The sequence below is a fragment of the Pseudomonas sp. B1(2018) genome (assembly GCF_003097365.1).
Lineage (GTDB): Bacteria > Pseudomonadota > Gammaproteobacteria > Pseudomonadales > Pseudomonadaceae > Aquipseudomonas > Aquipseudomonas laurylsulfatiphila.
Genome location: NZ_PYUK01000007.1, coordinates 1 through 20,529 on the forward strand (window position 1 = coordinate 1; position 20,529 = coordinate 20,529).

General features: G+C 62.4%; 19 protein-coding genes. 13 read left to right on the forward strand and 6 right to left on the reverse strand.

Annotated elements, in window-relative coordinates; translation table 11 throughout:
* Positions 1–128: 128 nt before the first annotated feature.
* The 4 genes from C9422_RS12555 to C9422_RS12570 all read right to left on the reverse strand — a co-directional run bounded on the left by C9422_RS12555 (position 129) and on the right by C9422_RS12570 (position 2,506).
* Positions 129–473, reverse strand: a complete 345-nt coding sequence (locus C9422_RS12555; RefSeq protein WP_007900627.1) for a cupin domain-containing protein — start codon at positions 471–473, stop codon at positions 129–131.
* A gap of 106 nt (positions 474–579) precedes the next feature.
* Positions 580–951 (reverse strand): MerR family transcriptional regulator, encoded by a 372-nt coding sequence (locus tag C9422_RS12560; RefSeq protein ID WP_116580885.1) that lies wholly within the window; start codon positions 949–951, stop codon positions 580–582.
* Between the two features lie 49 nt (positions 952–1,000).
* Positions 1,001–1,579: an NAD(P)H-dependent oxidoreductase gene (locus C9422_RS12565; RefSeq protein ID WP_116580886.1), complete on the reverse strand. Its 579-nt coding sequence runs from the start codon at positions 1,577–1,579 to the stop codon at positions 1,001–1,003.
* 42 nt (positions 1,580–1,621) lie between these two features.
* Positions 1,622–2,506 carry a LysR family transcriptional regulator gene (locus tag C9422_RS12570; RefSeq protein WP_116580887.1) on the reverse strand — a complete coding sequence of 295 codons (885 nt, stop codon included), beginning with the start codon at positions 2,504–2,506 and terminating at the stop codon, positions 1,622–1,624.
* Positions 2,507–2,721: 215 nt separating this feature from the next.
* On the opposite strand from C9422_RS12570, the gene C9422_RS12575 reads away from it, so the two are divergent.
* Complete coding sequence (locus tag C9422_RS12575) at positions 2,722–3,486, forward strand: sulfite exporter TauE/SafE family protein (protein ID WP_116580888.1); 765 nt, start codon at positions 2,722–2,724, stop codon at positions 3,484–3,486.
* Here C9422_RS12575 and C9422_RS12580 read toward each other — a convergent pair.
* Positions 3,476–3,790 (reverse strand): putative quinol monooxygenase, encoded by a 315-nt coding sequence (locus C9422_RS12580; protein ID WP_116580889.1) that lies wholly within the window; start codon positions 3,788–3,790, stop codon positions 3,476–3,478. The two genes, C9422_RS12575 and C9422_RS12580, sit on opposite strands and share 11 nt — an antisense overlap.
* 163 nt (positions 3,791–3,953) lie before the next feature.
* Here C9422_RS12580 and C9422_RS12585 point away from each other — a divergent pair, with 163 nt between their 5' ends.
* The 8 genes from C9422_RS12585 (at position 3,954) to C9422_RS12620 (ending at position 12,916) form a co-directional block, all read left to right on the forward strand.
* On the forward strand, positions 3,954–4,544 hold the full coding sequence (locus C9422_RS12585) for an NAD(P)H-dependent oxidoreductase (RefSeq protein ID WP_104450844.1): 591 nt from the start codon (positions 3,954–3,956) through the stop codon (positions 4,542–4,544).
* Positions 4,545–4,788: 244 nt separating this feature from the next.
* The gene (locus tag C9422_RS12590) at positions 4,789–5,700 is read left to right on the forward strand and encodes a LysR family transcriptional regulator (protein ID WP_007973212.1); all 912 of its coding nucleotides are present in this window, start codon (positions 4,789–4,791) and stop codon (positions 5,698–5,700) included.
* A gap of 103 nt (positions 5,701–5,803) precedes the next feature.
* Positions 5,804–6,697, forward strand: coding sequence for an NAD-dependent epimerase/dehydratase family protein (locus C9422_RS12595; RefSeq protein ID WP_116580890.1), 894 nt, complete (start codon positions 5,804–5,806; stop codon positions 6,695–6,697).
* A gap of 211 nt (positions 6,698–6,908) precedes the next feature.
* Positions 6,909–8,354 carry a SulP family inorganic anion transporter gene (locus C9422_RS12600; RefSeq protein ID WP_116580891.1) on the forward strand — a complete coding sequence of 482 codons (1,446 nt, stop codon included), beginning with the start codon at positions 6,909–6,911 and terminating at the stop codon, positions 8,352–8,354.
* Positions 8,355–8,575: 221 nt separating this feature from the next.
* Positions 8,576–9,925, forward strand: a complete 1,350-nt coding sequence (locus tag C9422_RS12605; RefSeq protein WP_102698907.1) for a gluconate:H+ symporter — start codon at positions 8,576–8,578, stop codon at positions 9,923–9,925.
* Between the two features lie 14 nt (positions 9,926–9,939).
* Complete coding sequence (locus tag C9422_RS12610; RefSeq protein ID WP_007973204.1) at positions 9,940–10,800, forward strand: MurR/RpiR family transcriptional regulator; 861 nt, start codon at positions 9,940–9,942, stop codon at positions 10,798–10,800.
* A 1-nt stretch (position 10,801) separates the two neighbouring features.
* Complete coding sequence (locus tag C9422_RS12615; RefSeq protein WP_116580892.1) at positions 10,802–12,259, forward strand: amidohydrolase family protein; 1,458 nt, start codon at positions 10,802–10,804, stop codon at positions 12,257–12,259.
* Between the two features lie 288 nt (positions 12,260–12,547).
* The gene (locus tag C9422_RS12620; RefSeq protein WP_104450850.1) at positions 12,548–12,916 is read left to right on the forward strand and encodes a glyoxalase superfamily protein; all 369 of its coding nucleotides are present in this window, start codon (positions 12,548–12,550) and stop codon (positions 12,914–12,916) included.
* A 19-nt stretch (positions 12,917–12,935) separates the two neighbouring features.
* On the opposite strand, the gene C9422_RS12625 is transcribed toward C9422_RS12620, so the two are convergent.
* Positions 12,936–13,964 carry an AraC family transcriptional regulator gene (locus C9422_RS12625; protein WP_116580893.1) on the reverse strand — a complete coding sequence of 343 codons (1,029 nt, stop codon included), beginning with the start codon at positions 13,962–13,964 and terminating at the stop codon, positions 12,936–12,938.
* Positions 13,965–14,174: 210 nt separating this feature from the next.
* Here C9422_RS12625 and C9422_RS12630 point away from each other — a divergent pair, with 210 nt between their 5' ends.
* From C9422_RS12630 to C9422_RS12645, 4 genes are all read left to right on the forward strand, one after another.
* Positions 14,175–15,770: an FAD-binding oxidoreductase gene (locus C9422_RS12630; protein ID WP_116580894.1), complete on the forward strand. Its 1,596-nt coding sequence runs from the start codon at positions 14,175–14,177 to the stop codon at positions 15,768–15,770.
* Positions 15,771–15,775: 5 nt separating this feature from the next.
* Positions 15,776–17,365 carry a glycerol-3-phosphate dehydrogenase/oxidase gene (locus C9422_RS12635; protein ID WP_116580895.1) on the forward strand — a complete coding sequence of 530 codons (1,590 nt, stop codon included), beginning with the start codon at positions 15,776–15,778 and terminating at the stop codon, positions 17,363–17,365.
* Between the two features lie 20 nt (positions 17,366–17,385).
* Positions 17,386–18,954 (forward strand): FGGY-family carbohydrate kinase, encoded by a 1,569-nt coding sequence (locus C9422_RS12640; RefSeq protein ID WP_116580896.1) that lies wholly within the window; start codon positions 17,386–17,388, stop codon positions 18,952–18,954.
* Between the two features lie 238 nt (positions 18,955–19,192).
* On the forward strand, positions 19,193–20,494 hold the full coding sequence (locus C9422_RS12645) for a phospholipase (protein WP_116580897.1): 1,302 nt from the start codon (positions 19,193–19,195) through the stop codon (positions 20,492–20,494).
* Positions 20,495–20,529 lie beyond the last annotated feature (35 nt).

A 20,529-nucleotide genomic window follows, 5' to 3' on the forward strand; every position in this document is an offset into this window, starting at 1 on the left:
GGCTACTCATCGAGGGCCGAGCGTTGTTACAGCAACGCTCACAACGAGCCCGAATACATTAGCGCAAGCCAGCTTTACCGAAAACAGCCAAAGAGGTTGCAGGAGATGGGCTGACCATACATTTTGTATCAGGCAAACACGAAATATTTGCGCACGGTCTCCACCACTTCCCAGGTGCCTTTCATCCCGGGCTCGATGACAAAAATGTCGCCAGCGCGCAGGTGGATCGGCGCCATGCCTTCCGGGGTGATGATGCAGTAGCCTTCCTGGAAGTGGCAGTACTCCCACTTCACGTATTCCACGTACCACTTGCCGGGCGTGCAGATCCAGGTGCCCATGATCTTGCTGCCGTCTTCACTGGTGTAGGCGTTGAGGTTGACGGTGTGCGGGTCGCCTTCGAGCTTTTCCCATTTGCAGGCGTCGAGCACGGGCAGCGGGTGGGTGTCGCGAAGAACGGTAATCGGTGCGGTCATGATGACTCCGGGCAGTGGGCTCAAGAACTGAAGTCGCACCCTATAGCGCCTGTCCCTGGGTCAGTTGTCTGTGCTCGACACTGAGCTGTCCAGAAACGCACAGCCCTCAAAGACGGGTCAACGTACAGTCGAGCCTGGATTGTTCGAGACTGTTTTCGAACTCGACCAATTGCGCGTGCTGTTGCGACAACACCGCTATCCGTTCGGCGATTTCCTGTTTCTTGCTGGCGATGACCTGATGGGCCCGTTCCCATGGCAACTGCGGGCCCTGATGTCCGGCGAAGGCTGACTGCAATTCCTTGAGTCTGAAACCCAGCTGCTGGGCACATTTGATGAAGATCAGCAGATCGACGCTGTGCTGGTCATAGATGCGGTACTTGCCCTGACGTCGGGCGGCAGGCAACAGGCCAATCGACTCGTAGTGACGGATGCTTTTGACAGTGGTTCCGGAACGTTGCGCGGCTTGGCCGATGTACATGGGAAGGTCCTTTTCTCCGAGGATAAAGCTCGGCGCATTATCGACCGACTCAAGCGCTGGCGATAGCTTCGGCCTGGCGTAACCAGGCCGCATGCCGGTCGGCGCTGGCGCCGAGAATGGGCCCGAAGGTGAGGGTGCGGGTTGGCTTGATGCCACAGAATTCCAGTGTGGTTTTACGGACTTGATGCAAACCGGGCATGCGATAGATCCAACGGTAGTACCAGGGCGGTGTGTCCATGGTCACCAGCAGGTGGGCGGTTCGGCCGTGCAGGAGTTTGTCGGGGAAGGCTTTGCCCTGGCGATACTTGAAGGCAAAACCCGGCAAGAACACCCGGTCGAAAAAGCCCTTGAGCAAGGCCGGTATGCCGCCCCACCAGATCGGATAAACCAGGGTCAGCTGTTCGGCCCACAGAATGTCGGCCTGGGCGTTATGCAAGTCGGCCTCCAGCGGCTGGACCTGTTGATAACCTTCGCGCAGCACCGGGTCAAAATCCAGGTTGCCGAGAAACAACTGACGCACCTCATGCCCGGCGCGTACGGCCGACAGTGCGTAACGCTCGGCAAGGGCAGCGCAGAAGCTGTTGCTGGACGGATGCCCGAGGATCACCAGTATTCGTTTACCCATCATCGCTGTCCTTGAAGATCAAACCTCAAGGATAAAGTCTGCCCCTCAGGGGAGAGTCAAGGCATGCAGCAGGGCCTTGGCATAACCGGGCAATGCGGCGAAGTCCCGTGCACAGAGCAGCAGTTTGCGTTGGCCCCAGGCTTCCTGCAGGGCGAGGCTCTTGAAGGACAGTCCACCGGACCCGCGCTCGACCGCAGCCAGCGGCACAATCGCCAGGCCCGCGCCACGGGCGACCATGCGCATCACGCCATCAAAGCCATCGGCGCGGATGCGGATCTGCATGCGCAGGCCGGCGTGCAGTGCCTGTTCTTCGAGATACACCGCCAGCGCGCTGTTGGCATTCAGGCCGACGTAGTCGTGATGCAGCGTGTCGGTGAAGCTCACCGAGGTTGCCTGTGCCAGGGGATGTTCGCGGGGCATGATCAGCACCAGCGGATCATCGCGGAACGCTCGGGTCTGCAAGTCATCGGTGTCCACCGCGTCGGAAACGATGCCCAGGGCCGCCGCGCCCTGGCGCAATGCGTGGGTGATGCGGGTGCTGGGCAGTTCCTGCAGGTCGATGTCGAGGTTAGGGTGGCTGTGCAGGAAGTCCGCGAGCAACTCCGGCAGGTACTCGGTGATCGCCGTGGTATTGCACAGCAGCCGCACCTGGCCTTTGACGCCCTTGGCGTATTCGGCCAGTTCCTGTTGCAGACGTTCGGCCTGTTGCAGCAGAACCCGGGCGTGCCGGGCGAGGGCATCGCCGGCCGGCGTCGGGCTGACCCCGCGACGGTTGCGCTGAAGAAACTCGACGCCCAGTGAGGCCTCCATGGCGCGAATTCGTGCGCTGGCCGCTGCGAGTGACAGATGACTGCGTGCGGCGCCGGCGGTGATGTTGCCGGTGTCGAGGATGTTCAGGTACAGGCGTAGGTCGGTCAGGTCGAAGTGCATTGTCATCCCCGGTTTATTTGCTGTCTGGACTGGCCCCTTCGCGGGCAAGCCCGCTCCCACAGTGGTTATGTGTCGTTCACAAATCCCCTGTGGGAGCGGGCTTGCCCGCGAAGGGGCCAGTCGCTTCAGCGAAATTCTCAGCCTCTGTCAAAGCAAGAGTCAACCTCAGTATATGGCAGATTTTCAATCAACCCCCGCGGGCCCACCATAGCCCCATGAATACACTCTCGGCGTTTTACCAGAATCTCGGATTGGCCTTGTCACTGCTGGTGATCGGCACCTTTGTGCTGGCCGGCATGATCAAGGGCGTGATCGGCCTCGGCTTGCCAACAGTTGCCATGGGACTGCTGGGGCTGGCTATGGCCCCGTCACAGGCAGCCGCACTATTGATCATTCCGGCAACGCTCACCAACGTCTGGCAACTGGCATTCGGCGGGCATTTGTCCGGGTTGGTCAAACGACTGTGGCCGATGTTGCTGGCGATCTTCATCGGCACCGGCGCAGGCACGCTGTGGATCGGCATGAGCGGTGGCCATTGGGTGGTGCGAGGGTTGGGCGCTGCGTTGTTGCTGTATGCGCTGAGCGGATTGTGCCTGCCGACCTTGCGCGTAGGCCCCCAGCGTGAACGCTGGCTCGGTCCACTGTGTGGCCTTCTGACCGGCGTCATCACGTCGGCCACTGGCGTGTTCGTGATACCGGCGGTGCCCTACCTGCAAGCGCTGGGTTTGAGCCGGGACGAACTGGTGCAGGCGCTGGGCCTGTCGTTCACCGTCTCGACCCTGGCCCTGGCCGGTGGCTTGTTATGGCGCGGCGCGCTCGGCGGGGGCGAGTTGAGCGCGTCGCTGCTGGCGCTGATCCCGGCCATGCTCGGCATGTGGCTGGGGCAATCGCTGCGCCAGCGGATCAGCGCCCTGTGGTTCAAGCGCGTGTTTTTCGTTGGCCTGGGTGTGCTCGGCGGCCATTTGCTGATCAGCGGCTAGCGGACGACGGGCTGATCATGTCGATGGCGCGGATTTCGAAATCCCGTTCCAGATATTCATCGCGCTGCTCGAGGAACTGCTTCATGTGCGGCAGGTTCGAGTGCACGTCCAGATGGGCCTGGGACTGCCAGATCTCGTAGAAGATGAACAGGGTCGGGTCCTGTTTGTCGCGCAGCATGTGGTATTCGATGCAACCGGGTTCGGCGCGGCTTGCTTCCACATAGCCGCTGAAAAACGCTTCGAAGGCGTCGGATTTTTCCGGACGGGTCTTGGCGTGCAGGATGAAGCCCTGGATTTCACTCATCTACATCTCTCCTCAGGTCAGAATGGGCGCCAGTCTAAGGCAACAATCGCCTGTGGATTCGTGCTTGTGGGTCAAATGAATTTTGCCAAATCGACGCTTATTCCGCGCGAGGCCGACCGGTACTCTGCCGCCATCGAATTCCCGACCCTTCCCGAGACCTTCCATGAAAAAAGTCCTGTTGCTCAACGGCGGCAAACAATTTGCGCACTCCGACGGCCGCTACAACACCACCTTGCATGAAGCCGCGTTGAGCGTGCTGGATCGCGGTGGTGTGGATATCAAAACCACCTTCATCGACGAGGGCTACGACGTCGCCGAAGAAGTGGCCAAGTTTCTCTGGGCCGATGTGATCATTTACCAGATGCCCGGCTGGTGGATGGGCGCGCCGTGGACCGTGAAGAAGTACATCGATGAAGTCTTCACCGAAGGTCATGGCAGCCTCTACGCCAGCGACGGCCGCACCCGTTCCGACGCCTCGCAAAAATACGGCAGCGGCGGCCTGATCCACGGCAAGCAGTACATGTTGTCGCTGACGTGGAATGCCCCGCAGCAAGCCTTCGACGACCCGACCGATTTCTTCGAAGCCAAAGGTGTGGACGCGGTGTACTTCCCGTTCCACAAGGCCAACGAGTTCCTTGGCATGACCGGTCTGCCGACGTTCCTCTGTGTGGACGTGATGAAGCGCCCGAACATCGAGGGCGATGTGGCGCGTTATGAGCAGCATTTGACTGAGGTGTTTGGCCTGAAGGCATGACGCTCGGCTACTATCGATACCTGAAGCGAGCGCTGAACTGTGGCGAGGGCGCGCTTTTGTGGCGAGGGAGCTTGCTCCCGCTGGTGCGCGAAGCGGACCCATAACCGGCGCATGCGGTGATTCAGATACTGCGCGTTTGCTGACTTTGCGGCGGCTCCGCCGCCGAGCGGGAGCAAGCCCCCTCGCCACAATGGTTCCTCTCAACTCAAAAGAAGCGGCGCAGGACTATCGATAAGGGACACACGTGAAAGCCAGATCCGATGAATTGCAGATATTCGTCTGCGTGATTGAATGCGGGTCGATTTCCGCGGCGGCCGAGCAGGTCGGGCAAACGCCTTCGGCGGTCAGCCGTACGCTGTCGCGGCTGGAGGCCAAGCTCGACACCACCTTGATCAATCGCACCACGCGACGCATGGACCTGACCGAGGAGGGCAAGTACTTCTTCGAGCACGCCAAGCGCATTCTCGATCAGATGGACGAGCTCGAAGAGCGCCTGTCCTCACGCCAGCAAACACCGTCCGGGCGCCTGCGGATCAACGCGGCATCCCCCTTCATGCTGCACGCCATCGTGCCCTACATCGATGAATTCCGCAGGCTCTACCCGGACATCCAGCTGGAACTCAACAGCAACGACTTGATCATCGACCTGCTGGAGCAGAGCACCGACATCGCCATTCGCATTGGCACCCTGACCGACTCGACACTGCATGCCCGCTCCCTGGGTTGCAGCCCGCTGCACATCGTCGCCAGCCCGGCCTACCTGGAAAAGCACGGCACACCGCAAGCCGTGGCCGACCTGGCCGACCATACGCTGCTGGGGTTCACCCAGAACGAAGGCCTCAACCAATGGCCGCTGCGTTACGTGCATGGCGATCGCTGGCCGATCCAGGCCTCGATCAGCGCCTCCAGCGGCGAGACCATCCGCCATCTGGCACTGGACGGGCAGGGCATCGCCAGCCTGTCGCACTTCATGACCATCGAGGACATTCGTGCCGGACGCTTGAAAGTGTTGCTGGCCGAATTCAACAGCGGCTACCGCCAGCCGATCAATGCGGTGTACTACCGCAACTCGCAGCTGGCCTTGCGGATTCAATGCTTCCTGGATTTTATCCAGGGCAAGTTGGCGGATTATGCGAGCGCGGATTTCAAAGGCTGATTCGTGACTCCTGCGCAAAAGTGAATTGGGTCAGAGGGCATTTTTCGGCAGTGATCGCTACCGGATACTCCTTGCATCACTTATCCACGCAGGGAGTTTCTCCATGAACGTATTCGTTACCGGCGCTGCCGGATTTATTGGCGGTTCCATCGCCACGGGCCTGGTCCAGGCCGGCCACGCTGTCACCGGTCTGGTGCGCAGCGCCGAACAGGCCGATGAGCTGCGTGCACTGGGCATTTCTGCGGTGGTGGGCAGTCTGGACGACCGCGACCTGTTGACCGATCAGGCGCTCGCTGCCGATGCAGTGATCAACGCGGCCAGCAGCGATCATCGTGGCGCCGTGGAAGCCTTGCTCGATGCCTTGCGCGGCTCTGGCAAGGTGTTCCTGCACACCAGCGGCTCGAGCATTGTCGGTGATGCCTCGGGCGGCCAATCCAGTGATGTCATCTACTTCGAAGACGACCTGCCGGAACCGACCGTCGACAAGGCGGCGCGCGTGGCCATCGATAAGCTGATCCTGGCGGCAGCCATGGAAGGTGTGAACTCGGCAGTGATCTGCAACACCTTGATCTACGGCCACAGCCTGGGCGTCCATCGCGACAGCGTGCAGCTGCCGCGCCTGCTCAAACAGGCGCGCAAAAGCGGCGTGGTGCGCCATGTCGGCACGGGCCGCAACATCTGGTCCAACGTGCATATCGAAGACGTGGTTGCGCTGTACCTGCTGGCGCTGACCAAAAATGTACCGGGCACGTTCTACTTCGTTGAAAGCGGTGAAGCGTCGTTCATCGACATGACCACGGCGATGGCCCAGGCGCTGAATTTGGGCGAGCCACAGGACTGGCCGCTCAAGGATGCCGAAGCCGAGTGGGGCTACGAAATGGCCAACTATGGTCTGGGTTCCAACAGTCGGGTGCGCGGCAAGCATGCGCGGGAACTGTTGGGGTGGGTGCCGAAGCGCGCTTCGGTGATTGAGTGGATTCGCGACGAGATGGTTTGAGTTCGCTTTAGACCGCGTCATCGTTCATCGCGGGCAAGCCACGCTCCCACAGGTTTTGTGTTGTTCGCCCATTTTGTGAACGACACAAAACCTGTGGGAGCGGGCTTGCCCGCGATGGCATTTTCGATGACACAGATGATGGCCGGTCGGCCCTCGATTCCGTAACATCCGCACACTCTTTTTCGTCTCTCCCTGTGTGCGGTCCCCCCCCATGAAAGCAAAACGTCTACGCGCCGATGTCCTGGCCGGGCTTACCACGTCCTTCGCCCTGTTGCCCGAGTGCATCGCTTTCGCCCTGGTGGCCCATCTCAATCCGCTGATGGGGCTCTATGGCGCGTTCATCATCTGCACCCTGACCGCGCTGTTCGGCGGGCGGCCGGGCATGGTGTCCGGCGCGGCCGGCTCGATGGCCGTGGTGATCGTCGCGCTGGTGGTACAACACGGTGTGCAGTACTTGCTGGCCACGGTGTTGCTGGGCGGGCTGATCATGATGGCGTTCGGGCTGCTCAAGCTCGGCAAGCTGGTGCGCATGGTGCCGCACCCGGTGATGCTCGGCTTCGTCAACGGCCTGGCGATCATCATTGCCCTGGCGCAACTGGAGCACTTCAAGGACGGTGAGGCCTGGCTGAGCGGCACGCCGCTGTACATGATGCTCGGCCTGGTCGCGGTGACCATGGCCGTTGTCTACGTGCTGCCGCGCCTGACCCGCACCGTGCCGCCTGCGCTGGTAGCGATTCTCGGTGTGGGCCTGGCGGTGTATCTGCTTGGCTTGCCAACCCGCACCCTGGGCGACATGGCGCACATAGCCGGTGGCCTGCCGACGCTGGCGTTGCCGGACATTGCGTGGAATCTGGACACCCTGCGCATCATTGCGCCCTACGCGATCCTGATGGCGCTGGTCGGGTTGCTGGAAACCCTGTTGACCCTCAACCTCACCGACGAAATCACCGAGAGCCGTGGCTACCCGGACCGCGAGTGCGTGGCGCTGGGGGCGGCGAATGTGGTGTCCGGTGCATTCGGCGGCATGGGCGGTTGCGCCATGATCGGCCAGACCGTGATCAACCTCAGTTCCGGCGGCCGCGGGCGCTTGTCCGGGGTGGTGGCCGGGGTGTGGATCATGCTGTTCATCCTGTTTCTGTCGCCGCTGATCGAGCGCATTCCATTGGCCGCGCTGGTCGGAGTGATGTTCGTGGTGTCGCAACAGACCTTCGCCTGGGCCTCGTTGCGGGTGCTGAACAAGGTGCCGCTCAACGACGTGCTGGTGATCATCGCGGTGACAGTGATTACCGTGTTCACCGACCTGGCCACCGCGGTGCTCTGCGGCATCATCATTGCGGCGCTGAACTTTGCCTGGCAGCAGGCCCGCCAGCTGTATGCCGACAGTCATCTGGAGAACGACGGCAGCAAGCTGTACCGGGTGCATGGCACGCTGTTCTTCGCCTCGACCACACCCTTTCTCAATCAGTTCGATCCGGCCAACGACCCGGCGCAAGTGACCCTGGATTGCCAGCACCTGAGCTTCGTCGACTACTCGGCCATCGCCGCGCTAGGCACCTTGCGCGAGCGCTACGCCAAGGCCGGCAAGCACTTGCGAGTGCTGCACTTGTCCGAGCGCTGCAAGAAACTGCTCAAGCGTGCCCGGATGCAGCACGACTGAGGTCAGATCATTCGATCTTTCCCACGCTGAGCGGGGAAAGATCGGCCTGTCGGAGATGAAAATTCATACAGCCGACTTTCATAATTCGCGACACGCCATGCCTCTGTGCGACATCCCTTACCTCTGCACGAAAATTACTTTCACCTCGTTTGAAAATCGCCTGCCGAAATGTTTTAAGAGTTTCACAAATATTTCGACGTGACCCTCTCGAGGAGTACCGCATGACCCTGTCCTTCGGCTATTGGCTGCTGGTGTATGCCGCCGTTGCCATCATCGCGCTGATCGTTCTGATCGCCCGTTACCGGCTCAATCCGTTCATTGTCATCACCCTGATTTCCCTTGGCCTGGCGCTGGTCGCCGGGATGCCTCCGTCCGGCGTGGTGGGGGCGTACGAGGCCGGTGTCGGCAAAACCCTGGGGCACATCGCACTGGTGGTGGCGCTGGGCACCATGCTCGGCAAGATGATGGCCGAGTCCGGCGGCGCCGAGCAGGTGGCGCGGACCTTGATCGACCGCTTTGGCGAGAAGAACGCGCATTGGGCGATGGTGACCATCGCGTTTCTGGTCGGGCTGCCACTGTTTTTCGAAGTCGGTTTCGTCTTGCTGGTGCCGATTGCCTTTACCGTGGCGCGGCGCGTGGGCGTGTCGATCCTGATGGTCGGCTTGCCGATGGTCGCCGGACTCTCGGTGGTGCATGCGCTGGTGCCGCCACACCCGGCGGCGATGCTGGCGGTGCAGGTGTATCAGGCGTCGGTGGGGCAGACGTTGATGTACGCGATCCTGATCGGCATTCCGACCGCGATCATCGCCGGTCCCCTGTACGCCAAGTTCATCGTGCCGCGCATTCAATTGCCGGCGGAAAACCCGCTGGAGCGCCAGTTCCTCGAGCGTGAACCGCGCGACAGCCTGCCGGGTTTCGGCATCACCATGGCGACCATCCTGTTGCCGGTGGTGTTGATGCTGATCGGCGGCTGGGCCAATCTGATTTCCACGCCGGGCAGTGGTTTCAACCAGTTCCTGCTGTTCATCGGCAACTCGGTGATCGCGCTGTTGCTGGCCACCTTGCTGAGCTTCTGGACCCTCGGCCTGGCCCAGGGCTTCAACCGCGAATCGATCCTCAAGTTCACCAACGAATGCCTGGCGCCGACCGCGAGCATCACCCTGCTGGTGGGCGCCGGCGGTGGCCTGAACCGGATTCTGGTGGACGCCGGCGTCACCGATCAAATTGTCGGCCTGGCCCACGAGTTTCACCTGTCGCCGCTGTTGATGGGCTGGCTGTTTGCTGCGCTGATGCGCATCGCCACCGGTTCTGCCACTGTGGCCATGACCACCGCTTCAGGCGTGGTCGCACCGGTGGCCATTGGTCTGGGTTATCCCCATCCGGAGCTGCTGGTGCTGGCGACGGGCGCCGGGTCGGTTATCTTTTCCCACGTTAACGACGGCGGTTTCTGGTTGATCAAGGAATACTTCAACATGACCGTTGCCCAAACCTTCAAGACCTGGACCGTGCTCGAGACGTTGATCTCGGTCATTGCCTTCGGACTGACCGTTGGCCTTTCCTACCTGATTTAGCCGGAGCCACTTGCATGGACATCCTCTACCAGATCCGCGCCCGCCAGGATTCCTTCAGCGCCGGTGAAGGACGCATCGCCCGCCTGATGCTCGACGACGTAGGCTTCGCCGCCTCCGCCAGCCTCGATGAACTGGCGCTGCGGGCAGAGGTCAGCAGCGCCACGCTGTCGCGTTTCGCCCGTACGGTCGGCTGCAAGGATCTGCGTGATTTGCGTTTGCAGCTGGCCCAGGCCAGCGGTGTCGGCAGCCGGTTTCTCGACCCGGCGGGCACCCCCGAGCAGTCGGCGTTCTACGGGCAGATTGTCGGTGACATCGAATCGACCTTGCGCCAGCACCTGGCGGCATTCGATGAGTCGCGTTTCGCCGATGCGGTAAAACTGCTGGGCAAGGCGCGGATGATTCACGCCTTCGGCATGGGCGGCTGCTCGACCCTGTGCAGCGATGAACTGCAAGTGCGCCTGGTGCGCCTGGGCTATCCGATCACGGCGTGCCACGATGCGGTGATGATGCGCGTCACCGCCGCCAGCCTCAGCGCCGAACAGGTGGTGATTGTCTGCTCGCTGACCGGGATCACCCCGGAACTGATTGAAACGGTGGAGCTCGCGCGCAACTACGGCGCGCGCATTCTGGCCATCACTCGCGGCGATTCGCCGCTGGCGCAACTGGCCGATATCGTCCTGCCGCTGCAAAGCGCCGAAACCTCGTTCATCTACAAACCCACGGCGGCGCGCTACGGCATGCTGCTGGCCATCGATGTGCTCGCCACCGAGCTGGCCCTGGCCAACCCTGAAGACAATCAAGAACGTCTGCGGCGGATCAAACTCGCCCTCGACGAATACCGCGGCGGCGACGATCACTTGCCGCTGGGAGACTGACATGCAGTACGACACGCTGATTCGCAACGCCCTGATCATCGACGGCAGCAACAGCCCAGGCTATCCCGCCGACGTGGCCATTATCAACGGGCGCATCGAGCGTATCGGCGACTTGCGCGATGCCCGTGCCAACGAAGAAATCGACGCACAGGGCCATGTGCTGGCGCCGGGTTTCATCGATGTGCACACCCATGACGACACTGTGGTCATTCGTCAGCCGCAGATGCTGCCCAAGCTCAGCCAGGGCGTGACCACGGTGATCGTCGGCAACTGCGGGATCAGTGCTTCACCGGTGAGTTTGCGCGGGGATCCGCCGGATCCGATGAACCTGCTCGGCACGGCCGCTGCATTCGTTTATCCGACCTTCCGCGACTATCGGGCGGCGGTCGAAGCGGCGAACACCACGCTGAACGTCGCCGCGTTGGTGGGTCATACCGCGTTGCGCAGCAACCACCTCGACGATCTGTTGCGCACCGCCACAACCGAAGAAATCGCCGCGATGCGCGAGCAACTGCGCGAGAGCCTCGAGGCCGGTGCGCTGGGCCTGTCCACCGGCCTTGCCTATGCCAGCGCCTTCTCGGCGTCGACCGAAGAAGTGATGCAACTGACCGAAGAGTTGACCGCGTTTGGCGCGGTCTACACCACCCATTTGCGCAGTGAATTCGAGCCGGTGCTGGAGGCCATGGACGAGGCGTTCCGGATCGGTCGCCATGCGCAGAGCCCGGTGATCATTTCCCACCTCAAATGCGCCGGAGCCGGTAACTGGGGGCGCAGTCCGCAATTGCTGGCGTCCCTGGAAGAAGCAGCGAAATCACACCCCGTGGGCTGCGATTGCTATCCCTATGCCGCGAGCTCATCAACCCTGGACCTCAAGCAGGTGACCGATGCCCACCGCATCACCATCACCTGGTCGACGCCGCACCCGGAGATGGGCGGCCGCGACCTGATGGACATCGCCGCCGAATGGAACCTGTCGTTGCTCGATGCCGCCCGCCAACTGCAACCGGCCGGTGCGGTGTACTACGGCATGGATGAGGCGGATGTGCGCCGGATCCTCGCGCATCCGCTGTCGATGGTCGGCTCCGACGGCTTGCCGGAAGACCCGTTCCCACACCCACGCCTGTGGGGCGCATTCCCCAGGGTGCTCGGACATTTCAGCCGTGACGTAGGACTGTTCCCGCTGCACACCGCCGTGCACAAGATGACCGGGCTGTCGGCGGCGCGTTTCGGTTTGAAGGAACGCGGTGAAATCCGCGAAGGCCATTGGGCCGACCTGGTGTTGTTCGATCCGGCGACCATCCGGGATGTGGCTGATTTCAACGATCCACAGCGGGCGGCACAAGGCATCGAGGGCGTATGGGTCAACGGTGTGTTGAGTTACCGCGATGGCCAGGCCAACGGGAGCAGGGAAGGGCGGTTTTTGGCGCGGCAAGGGGATTTGCGTGACGGGTTTCATTGATTGAGTCGGGACGAAAAGATCGCTCCCTGTAGGAGCTGCCGAAGGCTGCGATCTTTTGACCTGTATCACATAGTGGCAATGTGCAATTAAAGAATCCCCCCACCCAGCCGAATTGCTGACATCAAGCCCGGCCATCATTGCGGTTCGGCGGTTACGTATTTTGTAGGAGCGAGCTTGCTCGCGATGGACAAAAGAGCGCCGCGTTTATCCAGTAGAGACGCGTCATCGTTAACGACCATCGCGAGCAAGCTCGCTCCTACAGGTCTTTCATTGTCTGGGAGCAATCCGATGAGCTTCGGCAAAACCACTCCGGTCCTGCGTATTTTCGACGAAGCCAAGGCAGTGGAGTTCTACGTCGACTTCCTCGGTTTCAAGATCGACTGGCAACATCGACTTGAAGCGGATTTCCCGCTGTACCTGCAAATCTCCCGTGGCGATTGTGTGCTGCACTTGTCCGAACACCATGGCGACAGCACGCCGGGTTCTGCCCTGCGGATCGAGACGGATGAGCTGGAGCAATTTCAACAGCAACTGTTGGCCAGGGAGTACAGGTTTTCCCATCCACAGATACAGGCCATGCCGTGGGGCAGCCAGGACATGACCATCGCCGACCCGTTCGGCAATCGGCTGGTGTTCACCAACGCGATCAGTCTCTGAGCCTACAATCCCTGAGCCTTCAGCCTTCGTTCGGCACCCGGTGGGTTTGGCGAAACTCGCCGGGCGGCATCCCGCGTCGGCTTTTGAACGTGCGGTGAAACGAGCGGGGTTCGGTGAAGCCCAGGTATTGGGCGATGTCCTGGATCGGCAAGGTGCTGTTGAGCAGGTAATGCTCGGCCAGTTCCTGGCGCAGGTCATCGAGGATCTGCTGGTACGACGTACCGGCCTGATGCAGCTGGCGTTGCAGCGTGCGCACGGACACGGCGAGATGCTCGGCCACCTGCTCCTTGCGTGGCAGGCCCTCCTTGAGCAGCTGGCGCAGGATGCTTTTGACCCGCTGTTCCAGCGACGCGTCCTCCAGTGTGGCCATCAACCCCTGGGCATGTTCTTCCAGCGTGCGCAGCAATTGCGCATCGGCCTGGCGCAAGGGCAACTGCAAATACGGCAACGGCACAATCAGCGCCGAATAAGGCTGGTCGAACAGTACCGGGCAGTCGAAGAACTGCTCGTACTGTGCCAGCGTCGTGTCGGCCGGGCAGGCATGTTCCAGCCAGACGGCGGCCGGCGACAGTTGCGTGTCGGCGATCCAGCGCGCGTATTGCAGCCAGGAGCCGAGCACGTTTTCCACCAGGTGCCGGCGAATTCGCGGGCGTTGATGGCGGCAGGTCCAGATCAGGTGCACGTCGCTGCCTTGCACCTCGGCGCGGCTGACGCCCATGTCTCCCACCAGTTTCTCGAACGGCATGATGCGGCTCATCGCATCGCCCAGTGTCGCGCAGTTCATGGTGATGTAACCCAGCACGCTCCAGGAGTTGGGCAACACAAAGCGCGCGGCGTTGAGACCGAACAACGGATCGCCCGAGTGTTCGCAGAAATAATCGAGCAGCCGTTCATGGGCTTCACCGGGCAACCGCAGGCTGTTGTCGCTCAACTGCTGTGCCTGCAACCCGGCAGCCGCCAACGCAGGCTCGATGGCCATGCCCAGTTGTTCGGCATGACGCAGGTATTTGAGCAGCGGCGGAACGGAAGTGAAGCCCAGGGATTGCATGATCGTCTTCCTTTGATCAAGGCCCGCGTGCGCGGATGAATGCCCTGAAAGGTAATTTGAAACCACGGCTAAAGTAAATGGCTGACGCCTGCGCGACGTTTGACTCAATTGGCTACTCGAACTGGCCCGATGCGACCGTGACACTTTCCGGCGGCTGACTAGTATGGGGGCCTGAAATATCACTGATAAGAACCGCAAAAGGACACACGCATGCGACGCTGGAACGGCTGGGGAGATGCAACCACGGTGGTCGAACTGCCGGCCCAGGGCGCGAGTTTTCTCGCCCGGCGGGTGGGTGACGGTCGAGCACTGCCCGACGCGACGCTTGAGACGGCATTGGCCCGCGTGCCCCCGTCGCGGTTGCAGCAACACTTCCTGTACAGCGTGGATGCCCATGATCGTTTGCTGCATGCTCGCGGCCAGAGCCTGCCGGACTGGCTGGCGTTGCGTGAGGGCGAGCTGGGCAATTATCCCGACGCCGTGGCCTATCCCACGAGCGCTGAACAGATTCGCCGTTTACTGCTGCTCGCCCATGAACAGGACCTGTGCCTGATTCCCTATGGCGGCGGCACTTCGGTGGCCGGTCACATCAACCCGCCGAGTTCCGCGCGGCCGGTGGTGACGGTTTCCCTGGCCCGCATGAGTCGCCTGCTGGACCTCGACGAAGAGAGCCTGCTGGCCACCTTCGGCCCCGGCACCAGTGGACCGCAGGTGGAAAGTCAATTACGCGCCCGTGGTTACACCCTGGGGCATTTCCCGCAGTCGTGGGAGCTGTCGACCCTGGGCGGTTGGGTCGCCAGCCGCTCCAGTGGCCAGCAGTCATTGCGCTATGGGCGAATCGAGCAATTGTTCGCCGGCGGGACCCTGGAAACCTTTGCCGGACCGTTGGACATTCCCTCCTTTCCGGCCTCGGCGGCCGGCCCTGATCTGCGCGAACTGGTGTTGGGCTGTGAGGGCCGTTTCGGGATCATTTCCGAGGTGAAGGTACGGGTCAGCGCACTGCCCGCCGATGAACGTTTCTACGGAGTGTTCCTGCCCGATTGGCCCAAGGCGCTGCAAGCCATCCGCCAGTTGGCCCAGGCGCGCGTGCCGCTGTCGATGCTGCGCCTGTCCAACGCGGTGGAAACCGAAACACAGCTGGCGCTGGCCGGTCACCCGCAGCAGATCGCCTGGCTGGAAAAGTACCTGGCCCTGCGCGGCGCCGGCGAGGGCAAATGCCTGCTGACGTTCGGCGTGACCGGCAACCGTCGGCAAAATGCGCTGTCCCTGCGTCAGGCCCGGCAGCACCTCAAGGCGTTCGGCGGGGTGTTTACCGGGACCTTGCTCGGCAAGAAGTGGGCGCAGAACCGCTTCCGCTTTCCCTACCTGCGCGAGAACCTGTGGAACGCCGGTTACGTGGTCGACACCCTGGAAACGGCCACCGACTGGAGCAACGTCGATAACCTGCTCACGCTGATCGAGAGCAGCCTGCGCGACGCCTTGGCGGCGGAGGGCGAACGGGTCCACGTGTTCACCCACTTGTCCCACGTCTACGGCGAAGGATCGAGCATCTACACCACCTACGTGTTTCGCCCGGCGGCGGATTACCCCGCCACCCTGGCGCGCTGGCAGGCACTCAAGCAGGCGGCCAGCCAGACCATCGTCGACAACCACGGCACCATCAGTCACCAGCATGGCGTGGGCAAGGACCACGCGCCGTACCTGCTGCGCGAGAAGGGCGCGCTGGCGATGGACACCCTGCAGGCATTGAGTCGGCACTTCGATCCGGCCGGGCGACTGAACCCTGGCACGCTGTTGCAGGAGTGACGGCCATGAGCCTGGACTGGAACGCGGCGTGGCGTCAGCAGGTGCTGCCGACGCTGGCGGCTGAAACCTGGGACCTGATCGTCATCGGCGGCGGCATCAGCGGCGCCGGCATCCTGCGCGAAGCCGCGCGCCGAGGGTGGCGTTGCCTGCTGCTGGAGCAGCGCGATTTCGCCTGGGGCACCTCCAGCCGCTCTTCGAAAATGGTCCATGGCGGCTTGCGTTACATCGCCAAGGGCCAGTGGCGCCTGACCCGCGATTCGGTGCGTGAACGCCAGAGGCTGCTGGACGAAGCGCCGGGGCTGGTCGAGCCGATGAGTTTCATGATGCCGCATTACCGTGGCGGTTTTCCCGGACCGCGGGTGCTGGGTGGTTTGCTGTCCATTTATGACGCCTTGGCCGGGCGGCGCAGCCATCGCTTTCATGACGCGCAGCAACTGCGGTATCTGGCCCCCGGGGTGAAGGACCATGACCTGCTGGGCGGCACCTGTTTTGTCGATGCGCTGACCGATGATGCCCGCCTGGTGATGCGCGTTCTGGGCGAGGCCCGGGCCGACGGCGCCGTGGTGCTCAACGGCGTGCGCGTGCAGCAATTGCTGCGTGAGGAGGGACGCGTTTGCGGGGTTCAGGTCGAAGACTGCGAGGGGGGCGGATCACTGACAGTGCGTTGTGGGGTGTTGGCCGTGGCCACCGGCGCGTGGGCCGAGCGCTTGCGCCTGCCCGATGCGCCTCGCCAGTTGCGCCCGTTGCGTGGCAGTCATCTGTTGTTGCCGGGCTGGCGCCTGCCCGTGGCGCAAGCCTTCACCTTCCTGCACGAGCGTGACCGTCGACCGGTGTTCGTTTTCCCCTGGGAGGGTGCCACGGTGGTCGGCACCACGGACCTCGATCATCGCGAGGATCTGGATCAAAGCGCGAGTATCAGCGCCGAGGAGCTCGACTATCTGCTGGCGGCTTGCACTCAACAATTTCCCGGCGCTGAAGTGGTCGCAGCCGATGTGCTGTCGACCTGGTCGGGCGTGCGCCCGGTGGTGGGCAACGTGGCGGGTGAACTCAAGCCGTCGAATGAAACCCGTGAGCATGTGCTGTGGCAGGAGCCGGGTTGCGTGACCCTGGCCGGCGGCAAGCTGACCACCTTTCGCCCGCAGGCGATCGAAGTGCTCAGGGCCTGCGCGAGCATGCTCGAGCGGCCCTTCAACGATGACGCCGCGCCGGTGTTCGCCGTCGTGCCGCCGCTGGCGATACCGGGGCTCAGCACCAGCCAGTGGCGGCGCCTGGCCGGGCGGCATGGCCGTGACCTGCCGAGGCTGGCGCGACTGATCGCCCGATTGGGCCATGAAAGGGTAGGCAGCACGGACACCTTGTGGGCGGAACTGGCCGTTGCCTGCGAGGCGGAAATGGTTCTGCATCTCGATGACCTGCTGCTGCGCCGCACCCGTCTGGGCCTGCTGCTGCCGCGCGGCGGCGAGGATTGTTTTGCGGACATTCGCCAACTCTGCCAGCCACGACTGGGCTGGGACGATGAGCGTTGGCAGCAGGAGATACAGCGATATCGGGCGTTGTGGCAACGCCATCACGGATTGCCGGATGCCACGCATTGATGCCCATTGAAGAGAGCTCCATGGATAACCACCCGAACAAGCGTTACCTGTTGGCCATCGACAATGGCACCCAGAGCGTGCGCGCGCTGCTCTTCGACCTGCAGGGCAATCTGCTGGGCAAGGGCAAGGTCGAGTTGCAGGCCTATTACTCGGCACAACCGGGGTGGGCCGAGCAGGACCCGGAGTATTACTGGGAAAAACTGGGTGAAGCCTGCCAGCAGGTGTGGCAGCAAACCGGGATCGATCGCTCGCAGATTGCCGGTGTGTCCCTGACCACCCAACGCGGCACGGTGATCAACGTCGATGCCCAGGGCAAGCCGTTGCGCCCGGCCATTCTGTGGCTCGATCAGCGTCAGAGCGAAGTCGAAGGCGGTATCAAGGGACCGTGGGGCTGGTTGTTCAAACTGGTCGGCGCGCAAGCCACGGTGGACTACTTCCGCGCCCAGGCCGAGGCCAACTGGATCGTCCGCCACCAGCCTGAAGTGTGGGCGGCGACCGACAAGTTCCTGCTGCTCTCGGGGTTTCTCACCCATCGTCTTTGTGGGCGCTTTGTCGATTCCGTGGGCTGTTGCGTCGGTTACTTGCCCTTCGACTTCAAACGCCTGAAATGGGCCGCACCCACCGACTGGAAATGGCAGGCGCTGGCGGTGCGTCCCGAGCAACTGCCAAGCCTGCACAAGCCCGGTGAAACCCTCGGCTACATCAGCGCCGAGGCCAGCCGCCACACCGGCATTCCCGAGGGGCTGCCGCTGATTGCCGCGGGGGCCGACAAGGCCTGCGAAGTCGTGGGTTCCGGCGTCGTCGACGCCGACACCGTGTGCCTGTCCTACGGCACCACGGCGACGATCACCAGCACCCGCTCGCGCTACCTGGAAATCGTCCCGTTGATTCCGCCTTACCCCGCGGCGGTGCCGGATCAGTTCAACTGCGAGGTGATGATCTATCGCGGCTACTGGATGGTCAGCTGGTTCAAGAATGAGTTCGGCCTGCGGGAAATGCAGCAGGCCAAAGCCCAGGGCGTGGAGCCCGAGCAACTCTTCGATGCGCTGGTCGAGGCCGTGCCGCCGGGCTCCATGGGGTTGATGCTGCAACCCTACTGGTCGCCCGGCATCCGCGAGCCGGGTGTGGAAGCCAAGGGCGCGATGATCGGCTTCGGCGACGTGCATACCCGCGCACACATTTACCGGGCCATCCTCGAAGGCCTGGCGTATGCCTTGCGCCAGGGCATGGAGAAGATCGAGAAGCGTTCGGGTGTCTCCATCACGCGCTTGCGCGTCGCCGGTGGCGGCTCCCAGAGTGATGCCGCGATGCAACTTACGGCGAACATTTTCGGCCTGCCGGCCGAGCGTCCGCATGTCTACGAAGCCTCCGGCCTGGGCGCGGCCATTTGCTGCGCGGTGGGGCTGGGACTGCACGCGGATTTCCCCACGGCGATGGCCGCGATGACGCGGGTCGGTGCGGTATTCCTTCCGCAACCCGAGGCGCAGCAGGTCTATGAGCGACTGTACAAAGAGGTCTACCTGCGCATGTATCGACAGCTCAAGCCGTTGTACCAGAGCATCCGCAAAATCACCGGTTACCCCGCTTAGGAAAATACCCGGGAACCCTGTGGGAGCGAGCTTGCTCGCGATGACGGCAGTACATTCGATATCAATGGTGACTGACCCACCGCCATCGCGAGCAAGCTCGCTCCCACATTGTCCGTGGTGTTTTTTGCGTCGTGCATGTGGCGCTATCGGAGAACTTTTCTGGTGAGATTGGACAGTGTCAGGGGCAGGGGCGGTTGTTAGGCTCAACCCTCACTGCACATCCAATAAGAACCAGGCAATGAAGCTGACATTCCTCCTGTTGCTGCTTTGTGGAACGGCGCCGACGGCGTGGGGCTGGTCCAACCATACGGTGGGCAGCTACCTGGCGTTGCAGGACCTGCCGGCCTTGCGCGACGCACCGCAGGTCGAAGTCGAGCCGCTGGAGCAGTTTCTCTCGCAACAATACGAGGCCGTGAGCGCGTTGCTCGACGAGCAGGAGCGCTTCGCCCGCGAGCACTTCGCCCAGTACCCGCCGCGCCCCGACAACCTGCGATTGCCAGCCGTGCCTGGGGACAATCTGCGCCACGACTTTCTCACCGCACTGCGCATCAATCCACAGATTCATCTGGCGATGGTCATCCAGCCGATGCCGGGCAAGGATCAACCCGAGCGTGAACACCTCAAGGCCGAGCAGGTCATGGTCGAGCAGACCCTGTCACCGTGGAATCGCCAGCGCTTCATCGTTGTCGCTGACCACGAACAAGTCGCGCCCCTGGCCGTGTTGGCCAGCGCTGCCGATGAGCCGGACTACGGTCACGACATCAACCTGTTCAGCGACAACCCCGGCGACGTCGGCGCGCTGTACGGCTTCGGCTCGCAGCCGTTCGGTGATGCGCGGTTTCAGTACAGCTCCCAGGCTCCGTTCCACATGGGGTTCTTCCATGAGAGCCCGGTGGTGTACGCCGCTGCCGGATTTCTCGAACGCAGTTGGCCTGACTGGCGCGCCTATCAATACATGGGATTGGCGCGACTGGCCTTTGCCACCGGCCATCCGTATTGGGGTTATCGCTTTCTCGGCTGGGGCCTGCACCACATTCAGGACCTGACCCAGCCTTATCACGCCAAGCCATTGCCCGGTGTCGACCTCGCCAGTCTGCTTCTGCTGGAAGGCAAGGCACTGGCCGGTTTCGCGGCCGACAAGCAGGCGTCCATCGAACGCGTTGCGACCCGGCACATGGAAGTGGAGAAGTATCAGTCGAGCTGGTTGCGTCGATTGCTGCGCACGGGCCAGCCCCATCCGATGCTCGACGCCTATGCCGATTCCGCCCAGGACGCCCGTTACCCGCCGTACTCGGTGGACTACCTGCGCGAAGTGGTGAGTGCCGAGTCCGTCGACGAGTCCGCAGCGTTCGATGAAGCCATCGGCCAATGGCTGGACACAGCACCGATCACCGGCGATTTCAGCCGCGGTAATCAGTTGCAGCGCGAAGACTTCGACCATCCGGCACTTAACCGACAGCTGTTCAAACTGCTGGGACATTTCGGCGCGCACAGCCGGATTTATGCCAGTGCGGGATTGGCGCCCCAGCCATCGCAGTAACGCACACAAAAACAATAATCCAGGGAAAGAGGAAC

Bases quoted from the DNA above. Each gene is read 5' to 3' on its own strand.
- C9422_RS12555 (WP_007900627.1), bottom strand. From the start codon at position 473: ATGACCGCACCGATTACCGTTCTTCGCGACACCCACCCGCTGCCCGTG.
- C9422_RS12560 (WP_116580885.1), bottom strand. From the start codon at position 951: ATGTACATCGGCCAAGCCGCGCAACGTTCCGGAACCACTGTCAAAAGC.
- C9422_RS12565 (WP_116580886.1), bottom strand. From the start codon at position 1,579: ATGATGGGTAAACGAATACTGGTGATCCTCGGGCATCCGTCCAGCAAC.
- C9422_RS12570 (WP_116580887.1), bottom strand. From the start codon at position 2,506: ATGCACTTCGACCTGACCGACCTACGCCTGTACCTGAACATCCTCGAC.
- C9422_RS12575 (WP_116580888.1), top strand. From the start codon at position 2,722: ATGAATACACTCTCGGCGTTTTACCAGAATCTCGGATTGGCCTTGTCA.
- C9422_RS12580 (WP_116580889.1), bottom strand. From the start codon at position 3,790: ATGAGTGAAATCCAGGGCTTCATCCTGCACGCCAAGACCCGTCCGGAA.
- C9422_RS12585 (WP_104450844.1), top strand. From the start codon at position 3,954: ATGAAAAAAGTCCTGTTGCTCAACGGCGGCAAACAATTTGCGCACTCC.
- C9422_RS12595 (WP_116580890.1), top strand. From the start codon at position 5,804: ATGAACGTATTCGTTACCGGCGCTGCCGGATTTATTGGCGGTTCCATC.
- C9422_RS12600 (WP_116580891.1), top strand. From the start codon at position 6,909: ATGAAAGCAAAACGTCTACGCGCCGATGTCCTGGCCGGGCTTACCACG.
- C9422_RS12605 (WP_102698907.1), top strand. From the start codon at position 8,576: ATGACCCTGTCCTTCGGCTATTGGCTGCTGGTGTATGCCGCCGTTGCC.
- C9422_RS12610 (WP_007973204.1), top strand. From the start codon at position 9,940: ATGGACATCCTCTACCAGATCCGCGCCCGCCAGGATTCCTTCAGCGCC.
- C9422_RS12615 (WP_116580892.1), top strand. From the start codon at position 10,802: ATGCAGTACGACACGCTGATTCGCAACGCCCTGATCATCGACGGCAGC.
- C9422_RS12620 (WP_104450850.1), top strand. From the start codon at position 12,548: ATGAGCTTCGGCAAAACCACTCCGGTCCTGCGTATTTTCGACGAAGCC.
- C9422_RS12625 (WP_116580893.1), bottom strand. From the start codon at position 13,964: ATGCAATCCCTGGGCTTCACTTCCGTTCCGCCGCTGCTCAAATACCTG.
- C9422_RS12630 (WP_116580894.1), top strand. From the start codon at position 14,175: ATGCGACGCTGGAACGGCTGGGGAGATGCAACCACGGTGGTCGAACTG.
- C9422_RS12635 (WP_116580895.1), top strand. From the start codon at position 15,776: ATGAGCCTGGACTGGAACGCGGCGTGGCGTCAGCAGGTGCTGCCGACG.
- C9422_RS12640 (WP_116580896.1), top strand. From the start codon at position 17,386: ATGGATAACCACCCGAACAAGCGTTACCTGTTGGCCATCGACAATGGC.
- C9422_RS12645 (WP_116580897.1), top strand. From the start codon at position 19,193: ATGAAGCTGACATTCCTCCTGTTGCTGCTTTGTGGAACGGCGCCGACG.